At 37.1% G+C, this 9,053-nt stretch carries 9 protein-coding genes; 5 read left to right on the forward strand and 4 right to left on the reverse strand.

The window, feature by feature from the left end; translation table 11 throughout:
- From M0Q17_RS09500 to M0Q17_RS09515, 4 genes are all read left to right on the forward strand, one after another.
- Positions 1-728 (forward strand): tetratricopeptide repeat protein (locus M0Q17_RS09500; RefSeq protein ID WP_295086264.1); only part of this gene is annotated, 728 nt, incomplete at its 5' end.
- A 12-nt stretch (positions 729-740) separates the two neighbouring features.
- Positions 741-1,352, forward strand: coding sequence for a riboflavin synthase (gene ribE, locus M0Q17_RS09505; protein ID WP_295086267.1), 612 nt, complete (start codon positions 741-743; stop codon positions 1,350-1,352).
- A complete protein-coding gene (gene recQ, locus M0Q17_RS09510) occupies positions 1,352-3,127 on the forward strand; it encodes a DNA helicase RecQ (RefSeq protein ID WP_295086269.1) in 1,776 nt (591 codons plus the stop codon). Before ribE ends, recQ begins: the two co-directional genes overlap by 1 nt.
- 118 nt (positions 3,128-3,245) lie before the next feature.
- Positions 3,246-5,459, forward strand: a complete 2,214-nt coding sequence (locus M0Q17_RS09515; RefSeq protein ID WP_295086271.1) for a methyl-accepting chemotaxis protein — start codon at positions 3,246-3,248, stop codon at positions 5,457-5,459.
- Here the strand turns inward: M0Q17_RS09515 and M0Q17_RS09520 are convergent.
- The 4 genes from M0Q17_RS09520 to luxS are packed head-to-tail and all read right to left on the reverse strand — an operon-like array spanning position 5,456 to position 7,720.
- The gene (locus M0Q17_RS09520) at positions 5,456-6,211 is read right to left on the reverse strand and encodes an MnmC family methyltransferase (protein WP_295086273.1); all 756 of its coding nucleotides are present in this window, start codon (positions 6,209-6,211) and stop codon (positions 5,456-5,458) included. The genes M0Q17_RS09515 and M0Q17_RS09520 overlap by 4 nt on opposite strands.
- A gap of 8 nt (positions 6,212-6,219) precedes the next feature.
- Positions 6,220-6,888 (reverse strand): uracil-DNA glycosylase family protein, encoded by a 669-nt coding sequence (locus tag M0Q17_RS09525; RefSeq protein WP_295086275.1) that lies wholly within the window; start codon positions 6,886-6,888, stop codon positions 6,220-6,222.
- A gap of 22 nt (positions 6,889-6,910) precedes the next feature.
- Positions 6,911-7,213 carry a hypothetical protein gene (locus M0Q17_RS09530; RefSeq protein ID WP_295086277.1) on the reverse strand — a complete coding sequence of 101 codons (303 nt, stop codon included), beginning with the start codon at positions 7,211-7,213 and terminating at the stop codon, positions 6,911-6,913.
- 3 nt (positions 7,214-7,216) lie between these two features.
- A complete protein-coding gene (luxS, locus tag M0Q17_RS09535; protein WP_295086278.1) occupies positions 7,217-7,720 on the reverse strand; it encodes an S-ribosylhomocysteine lyase in 504 nt (167 codons plus the stop codon).
- Between the two features lie 167 nt (positions 7,721-7,887).
- Between luxS and M0Q17_RS09540 the strand changes: the two genes are divergently transcribed.
- Positions 7,888-9,053, forward strand: a 1,166-nt coding sequence (locus M0Q17_RS09540; protein ID WP_295086280.1) for a methyl-accepting chemotaxis protein, incomplete at its 3' end; no start/stop codon positions are given.

Below are 9,053 nucleotides of genomic sequence, written 5' to 3' on the forward strand. Positions count from 1 at the left end.
GTATCATTTGCGTAATATATTCTAAACAATGGTTTAAACTGATGATAAAAAAAGCACATGACGCATACAACGCTCAAGATTTCAAAGCTGCCTTTGAACTCTACACAGAATTAGCGGACAAGGGCAATGCTGATGCTATGACTTCTTTGGGTTTCATGTATCAAAATGCCGAGGGTTGCCAAAAAGATGATGAAAAAGCAGTGATGCTTTACGAGAGAGCGGCAGAACTAAAACAGCCTTATGCCTTTTTTAATCTTGCCATACTCTATATGAATGGTCTTGGCGGAGTTGAATATGACCAATTTAAGGCGCATGAATTATATATGCAAGCGGCAGTTAAAGAGATTCCACAGGCGATGTACGAAGTAGCGCTTATGCTAGAGCGTGGTCTTGGATGCCTGCAGAATTACTCCGAAGCTGCTTTTTGGTATGAGGAGGGAGCAAAACGCGGACATCTTGAATCTTTTAACAACCTAGGTGTGTTATACAAAGACGGACATGGCGTTGAGATGAACGAGACTAGATGCTTTATCTGCTTTAAAAAAGCAGCTGATGGCGGTTTAGCAGAAGGTCTTTATAATCTCGGCATTCTCTACGACCTGGGATTTGGATGCGAACAAAACCATGATACGGCGCTTGACTACTGCCGTAAGGCCGCCTATAAAGGGCATGAAAAAGCAAAAGAGATTATTAAAGATCTTCAAGAAGAGGGCAAGATTGTTTTCTAAAAAAGGGAAGAGATGTTTACAGGACTAATACGCGAAATAGCACATGTTAAAAGCTTAGCCGGAAGTACGCTTAGCCTACGTGCTAAACATAAAGCTAAGATTGGTGATTCAATTGCCATAAATGGAGCATGTTTAACTGTTATAAAAGTAGCGCATGACGGTTTTAGCGTTGAGCTCTCGCCTGAGAGCCAGAGAGTTTTGGCGATGGAGAACTTCAAAAACGAGGTTCATATAGAGCCTGCTATGATGATGGGCGATAGGTTTGAGGGACACATTGTTCAAGGACATGTAGATGCTATTGGCGAGATAAAAGAGATAAAAAACAGCGGCAACTCCTTTGATGTTTTTATAAAGGTTGAGAAGAAATTTATCCCCTACATCATCCCTAAAGGCTCCATAACGGTTGATGGTATAAGCCTAACCGTCAACGAGGTATTTGACGATAGTTTTAGGCTTACCATCATACCGCACACGATGAAAGAGACTCTCTTTAAAAACTACCGCAGGGGCTCGCATGTAAACATTGAGACCGATATGTTTGCGAGATACGTGGAGCATATTATCTCTCACAAAAAAAATACTCTTTCATGGGATGATATCGACTCTATATCAGCTAGATATTAATGAAATATGCCGCGCTAAAGAACCACTTTGGGCACAACAGCTTTCGGGAGTTTCAAGAAGAGGGAGTTGATGCCATCTTAAATGCTCAAGATCTGCTTATGATTCTTCCAACAGGTGGCGGGAAATCTCTAGTTTATCAGCTTCCAACTATGCTAAAAGAGGGTATAAGTATCGTTATTTCACCACTTATAGCTCTTATGCAAGATCAAGTAGCAGCCCTTAGGGCGCAAAATATGAGTGCGGAAATGATAAGCTCCGCGCAAAGCCGTGAGGAAGTAGATGAGATTATCAAAAGAGCGTATGAGGGCAAATTAAAGTTCTTGTATCTCTCGCCAGAGAGACTCAACAACCAAACAACAATTAGTATGTTGCGAGGTTTAAATATTAACTTTTTTGTTGTCGATGAAGCACACTGCATCTCACAGTGGGGGCATGAGTTTCGCGATGACTACAGAGCCCTTGGAAATTTAAAAGCAAACTTTCCAAACACTCCAATCTGTGCCTTTACCGCAACCTCGACAGAGCATGTTACCCATGACATCTTAAGAGAATTGCGGCTTGAAAATCCACTGCTTTTAAAGGGCAAAGTGTTTCGCAAAAATATCTTTATTTCCGCACAAAGAAGAGTCTCAAACGGACATGAACAGCTAAAAGCTTTTTTGCATCGCCATAAAAAAGAGAGTGGGATTATCTATGTAAGCTCACGAAAAAAGAGCGAGGAGCTAAGCATCTTTCTCAACAAAAGCGGATACAAATCCCTGCCCTATCATGCAGGATTACCACAGCATGTAAGGGAGCAAAACTTCAAAATATTTGTCAACGACAAAGTTGATATTATGGTAGCAACCATCGCTTTTGGCATGGGGATAGATAAGAGCGATATCCGCTTTGTAGCCCACATGTCGCTTCCAAAATCACTCGAAAACTACTATCAGGAGATAGGACGTGCTGGACGAGACGGCGAAGATGCAGAGGTTTTACTCCTCTTTAATGCAGCAGACATCACCCAACATAAAAGATTTTTAGACGAGATACAAAACATCGAGTACAAAGAGCATCTAAACCAAAAGATAGATACTATCTACAAATATGCTACAGGCGAAATCTGTTTTCACCGCCAGCTCGCCGAATATTTTGAGGATACGCTTGATGATTGTATTGATAGATGCGACAACTGTTTAAGCAGTGATGTAAAAAGGCAGAATATCACAAAAGAGGCGCAGATGCTTCTAAGCGCCATCTATAAAACAGAACAAAATTTTGGAAAAAACTACATCTTAGACATACTAAGAGGTTCAAAAGAGCAGAAGCTCTTGGCAAATGGTGCAGATAAGCTCTCGGTTTATGGTATCGGGATGCATCTTGCTAAAAAAGAGTGGTTTATCATTTTAGAGAGACTCTTGGAGCTTAAGATTGTACACTTAGGAGAATTTAGCGTTTTAAAACTCACTCATGAAGCGGCTGATATTTTACGGGGTAAAAAAGAGCTTTTCATAAAATCTTCACGCCTTGAGATAAACATAAAAGAGAAAAAAGTCAAAAGTGAAGAGAGACTTGATTTTGATGCAGAACTTTTTGAGAAATTGCGAACAAAAAGAGCCAAACTGGCAAATGAACTTCAGGTACCGGCTTATATAATCTTCTCGGATAAAGTGCTTAAAAACATCGCCGCATCCAAACCGCATGACAAGGAGAGTATGCTTATGGTTAACGGCATCGCACAGAAGAAGTTTGAGCAGTTTGGAGAGGCTTTTTTAGAGGTTTTTAACAGTTGATAGCATAAAGCCAACCCTTAACAAGATATTTACAGAAAAAAATTTATAAAAATTTATAATAATATAATCACTTTTTGATATACTAATGAATGAAAATTTTTATAGAGGTTTCATTATTATGCATATTTTAAAAATCTTTTTTATCATTACTCTCTTTTACAGTTACTCTTTTGCAAAATCAGATACTCCTGATGCACAAACTGCTTCAAAACATGGCATAACTCTTGTAGATACAAACACCGCTCTCTCTTTAGAAAAAAATGGTGCCATATTTGTAGATACCCGAAAAGTGCCTGAATATGCACTTGAGAGAATACATGGCGCTATCTCTGCTTACTATGATGAAAAGGGAGGAGAGAGTAACAAGATTGCAGAATTTGATGACAGTAATGATTTCTACGACAAAACAAGACTCCCAAAAGACAAAAATGAAAAACTGATATTTTACTGTAACGGCATAAAATGCTGGAAATCATACAAAGCGGCTGTTGTAAGCGTAAAAGATGGATATAAAAATGTTTTTTGGCTACAAAGCGGTATAGGTCAATGGAAAAAAGATGGACTCAAGATAGATGGTGTCAATGTTATAGAGATAGCAGAAATTCAAGAGGTAAAAGAGGATATATCCAGCTTCATTGCCCTTAGGTCTATAGCTGCGATAGTCCTGATTATTTTATTATTTTTTATATTTAAAATACTAATACACAAAGACAATCTGCTAATATCAAAGAAACTCCTTAGCAATATATTTGTAGTTATCATCAGCATGGGCGTTCTTGGCTACTTCTCTTTAAGTGCTTCGCATGACGGAGAGTATGCGCTTAAGATAATATATGAAGATAATTTTAAACCGCAAAATGAGCTTCTTGATGCAATCAATAATTTCAACTCTATTCAAAACAATATCTCAAACGCACTAACGGGTATTATAGCCTTTGAAGGCGCTAGAATCGCACTTGTTCAGACAAGAAGAAACCTAGAACTTGTAATACAAAGTGTAATTAATAGCTCCTTTTATAGAGATGAAGATATAAGAAACTCTTTTGATAAAATAATATCCGAGTATAGAAGTTCAACTAAGATATTGGATGATATAGAACAAGCTTACAACAAAAACAACAAAGAAGTTTTGGCAAAAATCGCTTCAAATGAGTGGGCGTTAAAGAGCGCAATAATAAACAAAGAGTTCAATATCATAAAACAAAAAGTCAACAATAAAATCAAAAGCATCTACAACGAAACTTCCTCCTCTTTAGAAAAAACGTTTTACGATATATTTATTTTAATAATATTTTTTATCACGGTATCGGCACTTCTAAATTTCAGACTCTACTCCTTCATAAAAAACGGCATCTACTCAATCAGAGAGATAATTGTCTCTACCCTTAAAACACTTGATTTGTCTAACGAGCAGTCACTTTATAAAAAGAATGATGAACTCGGAGAAGTATCTGCGGCTTTTATACAGTTGTTACAAGAGGTTCGCAAAGCTCTAAATGAAGCAAAAAACTCATCTGATTTAAACAGCAGACACACTCTAGAGATGAAAAATAGTGCATCATCAATTAGCGAAGGCTCAAACCAAGAGTTTGAGCTGGTAAATGCTACAAAAAATATGAGTGATGACATGAAAGAGAAGCTCAATACAACGACTCTTAACGTTAAGGAGACTCAAGAAGTTACAGCAAGAGCGGAGGACAATCTGCAAGAGCTTCAGACAAATATTTTAGATATAGTAGATAAAATTCAAAGAAATGCCCAAACAGAAGAAGATATCGCTTCTCACCTTAATCAGCTAACAAATGATGCACAAAAAATCAGTGATGTTTTAAAAATCATAGAAGATATTGCCGACAAAACAAATCTTCTTGCCCTTAACGCTGCCATAGAAGCAGCCCGTGCAGGCGAACATGGAAGAGGTTTTGCAGTTGTTGCAGATGAAGTAAGAAAACTAGCCGAGAGCACACAAAGAGCAATAAGCGAGATTTATGCAAACGTAAGCATAATTATCCAATCCATAACAGATGCAAGCACTCAGATGAATCAAAATGTTGAAAAAACTAGAGCGCTTAGCAATAATTCAGAGCTTATGAGAGATAAGCTTCAACATACGAAAGAGATTATAACCTCAACTGCGGATTTGGCATCTTCCTCGCTGCAAAGCACACAAGATGTTCAAGAAAAAGCGGAACTTATTTTAGATAACATAGAATCAATAGACAAAATAGTAAATCAAAACAGACAGAGCGCTTTTGATATCTCAACAGGCTCAAATGAGCTTTACACAATCAGCCAGACGCTAAAAACGCAGCTAGATAAGTTTAGAACCTAGTCTGTAAGAGGTTTTGCATCTGGATTACACCCTATCTTATGCTCCATATCCACATACTTAAATCCCTCTATCTCTTGCAAAGATGCCACGGTAGAGTCTCTAAAGCCTTCTCCGCCGTTTACATAAACGTTGAAGCCGTTGGCATAAAGTGCCAATCTTGTAGCCAGAGAGATTGAATATGTTGTTAAAACTCCATCTTTTTTTATAACATTTTTTATCTCATCAAAATACTCTTTTGTCCACAATGCAGGGTTTGAACTAGGAGAAAATGCGTCTTGATATACTATGTCAAATTTCTCGCATCTAAAAGTTCTCACATACTCTCTAGCATCTCCTAAAAATAGTTCTACATGTAGAGCTTCATCTTGATACAGACCGCTCTTTGCCAACTCTAAAATAATATGCCCAAGCTCATCAAACTCCTGTGGGTAGATAAACTTAAGTAGTGATTTTACAAGCGAGGAGTCAAGTTCAGGGGAAAAAATATTTAGTTTAAGATTAAGAGAATTTTTTTTACAATAATGGATGGTTGCTAAAGTGTTAAACCCAAGTCCAAAGCAGATGTCTAAGATATTTAGCTCTTTTGCTCCCGCTTTTAGACTAAAAGCAGGAATAACATGTTTTACAAGCGACTCATAAAGTGCGCCATCTTTCGTGGAGTGATAATGCTCACCATACTCTTTTGAATAAGCCGTATAACTGCCATCCCCACTTAAGACCATTGAGTGAAGTTCATCGTTAAAATTTTTCATTTTGTCCATTATCTATTAAAAACTCTTTCATACTGCTCTACTCTAAAATCTAAAGTGCTGTAGTTTGGATTTATAGCTCTTTTTTGTTTAAAAATAGGGTTTGCTCCGATAAAGCGGTTGGCGGCATTTGAGGGAGAAATTAAGGAGTAGGTGGTAATAACTCGGTTATCAATTGTAAATGTGTGAATACGCAGATTTTCATCTAGGCACTTTTGGAGCTTAAGTTCATGAGTTTTTAGCTGTTGTTTGAAAAAGAATTCAGGTCCATTTTTAGAGCCTCCGCCGGTAAAAATAAGAGTGCGAATATTTTTATAGGTTTTTATAAAGCCTACTAAATCACGTAAAACTATATTTTGCATGCCGATATCACTGGCATCTATTTTATATCTCTCACAGGAGTGCACAATATCGCAAATTCCGATACGCTTTTTTATTAAAAATGCTTTTCGTTGAGCTACTGCCTCTTTGGAGTTATCAAACAAAAGGTTTAAATCAAAGATACTATCAAGTGCCTGCCATAAAAGATTGTCCTGCGAACCATAACAAAAGTCTACATCTCGGGGCTTGAGCTGCTGCATAGAAAATCGAGGCGGCGGAAGTGTTCCCACGATTACTTTTTGTGTATTTAAGTCTAAAAAAACCTCATATGGGTGGAAGTGTTTAAAAGGAAATTTCATCTAAGTATTATGCAAAAGCTCTCTAATAAGCGAGTTCATTTAACTCTTTAAAGAGAAATGCTTCCATGATATCATCAATACTTCTTTGGGTATGTGCAACTAAAACCATCATGCCCAGCTCTATAAAGGGCCATACATACTCGTTATCATCCATAACTATAAGCACTTCACTAAAGTTCTCAAACAAATCTTTATCTATGTTAAGGTTTATCTCTCTTACCTGCCCCTCTTCCAAAAGAACCTGTGCCCAGATTTTCACATCACTTAGTTTAGTTATTGATGCATCTTGTACATCCTCACTATTTAAAGGAATCAAGATATACATCTACTACTTCACTTTTGCCAAATCAAGAGAGAGTGCGTCGTTGTCCATCACGCCGATTCCGCGCTCTAACACTTTAGAAGCTATCTCTTTTGCGTCTGCTAGAGAGTGCATCTTATATGTCCCACATTGATAAACATTAAGCTCCGGAATATCTTTTTGCTCTTTTACTTTAAGTATATCCTCCATCGAAGCTCTCCACGCATCTGCTACAACTCTCTCCTCGGGCGTACCTATTACGCTCATATAAAATCCGGTACGGCAACCCATCGGAGAGATGTCAATAATCTCGACATCATTGGAGTTTAGATGGTCTCTCATAAATCCGGCAAAAAGATGCTCTAGCGTATGGATGCCCTCTGAGGATAAAATCTCTTTATTGGGGCGAACAAATCGTAAATCAAATACTGTAATATCGTCACCTTTTGGCGTTTTCATCCCTTTAGCTCGGCGAACTGCCGGTGCGGGCATAATCGTGTGGTCAACCGTAAAACTGTCTAGTAGCGGCATATAAAATTCCTCTATTTTAAAATTGCTATATTTTAGCATCTTTTTATTTTACAGTAGCTAACAAACAGATTACTCCAAGAAGCAAAGAATAATAACTTGTTATAAATCAATATAAATAAAAATTAGTTATGTTATTATTCATTAAAAACAAAAAAGGGTATAAATCAATGAAGAGACTAAGTATTAAACTAAGGCTATTATTTTTAGTAATAATTCCTATTATTGCTATCGTACTTTTATCAGTTTCTATGGTAGTAGATACTATCAAAGATAAGAGCATTTTAGAAACAACCAAAAATCGTGTTTTAGAAACTGAAGCTCTTGCAAAAGTAGTTCATTGTATGCAAGTGGAGAGAGGTCTTAGTGTTGGCTTTAGTGCAAGTGGAGGAAAAAACAATGGTGATTCCCTTTTATCTCTAAGAAAAAAAGTTGATATTGCTACCCAAGAGTTAAAAAAAGTATATGAGCTAACAAATGGCGATGATGATAAAATCTTAAACTCATTTATAAACTTAACTCAACAAAGAGCAGCCATTGACTCAAATTCTATGGAGAGTGCAGAGGTTGAGGCATACTTTACAAACATAATAATAACTCTTGTTGATGCTACTACATTCGCACCCTCCCTTATAGAGAGTAAAGAGATAAGAAATACCATTCAAGCCTATACACATATGGCATCTGCAAAGGAGTCGATGGGGCAGATAAGAGCAAACCTTAATGTTGCATTTAGCAGAGACTCTTTTAGTGAAAAGGATTACTTTGCCTTTCTAGGACGCGTAAACACATATGATGTAAATATACGTAAGTTTACCAATCTTACCTCCCAAGAGTTAAAAAAATTCTACGAAGATAGATACAAAGGTGAAGTTGTAAACAAGATGACATCCATGATGAATATAGCAAAAGACAAAGGCATGCAAGGTGGTTTTGGTATTGACTCTTCAGTGTGGTTCTCAAGCGTTACCTCTTCCATAAATCTCCTTAGGGATGTAGAGCTTGAGCTTTTCAAAGTTACAAACTCTACGATAGAGGATAAGCTTGAGAAGGCGACTTCTAATATTGTAAAATTAACATCAGCCGTGATAATCGGAATAGTTGTCTTTACTCTTTTTTTACTATATTTCATAAAAATATCTATCTCAAATCCATTAGAAAAATTTGAAACAACTCTACTTGACATAACAAAAAACAACAATTTAACTATACAGGCCGATGAAGATGCTCCTCTTGAGCTCTCACAAATGGCAAGCGGATTTAACTCTCTCATAAGTACCCTACGAGACCTTATAGAGACTTCAAAACAATCCTCAAGCGAAAATGCTTCTATCTC

Source organism: Sulfurimonas sp. (assembly GCF_023229105.1).
GTDB lineage: Bacteria > Campylobacterota > Campylobacteria > Campylobacterales > Sulfurimonadaceae > Sulfurimonas.

Coding starts and splice junctions, on each gene's coding strand:
- ribE (WP_295086267.1), top strand. CDS start 741: ATGTTTACAGGACTAATACGCGAAATAGCACATGTTAAAAGCTTAGCC.
- M0Q17_RS09520 (WP_295086273.1), bottom strand. CDS start 6,211: ATGAAAAATTTTAACGATGAACTTCACTCAATGGTCTTAAGTGGGGAT.
- luxS (WP_295086278.1), bottom strand. CDS start 7,720: ATGCCGCTACTAGACAGTTTTACGGTTGACCACACGATTATGCCCGCA.
- recQ (WP_295086269.1), top strand. CDS start 1,352: ATGAAATATGCCGCGCTAAAGAACCACTTTGGGCACAACAGCTTTCGG.
- M0Q17_RS09530 (WP_295086277.1), bottom strand. CDS start 7,213: ATGTATATCTTGATTCCTTTAAATAGTGAGGATGTACAAGATGCATCA.
- M0Q17_RS09525 (WP_295086275.1), bottom strand. CDS start 6,888: ATGAAATTTCCTTTTAAACACTTCCACCCATATGAGGTTTTTTTAGAC.
- M0Q17_RS09515 (WP_295086271.1), top strand. CDS start 3,246: ATGCATATTTTAAAAATCTTTTTTATCATTACTCTCTTTTACAGTTAC.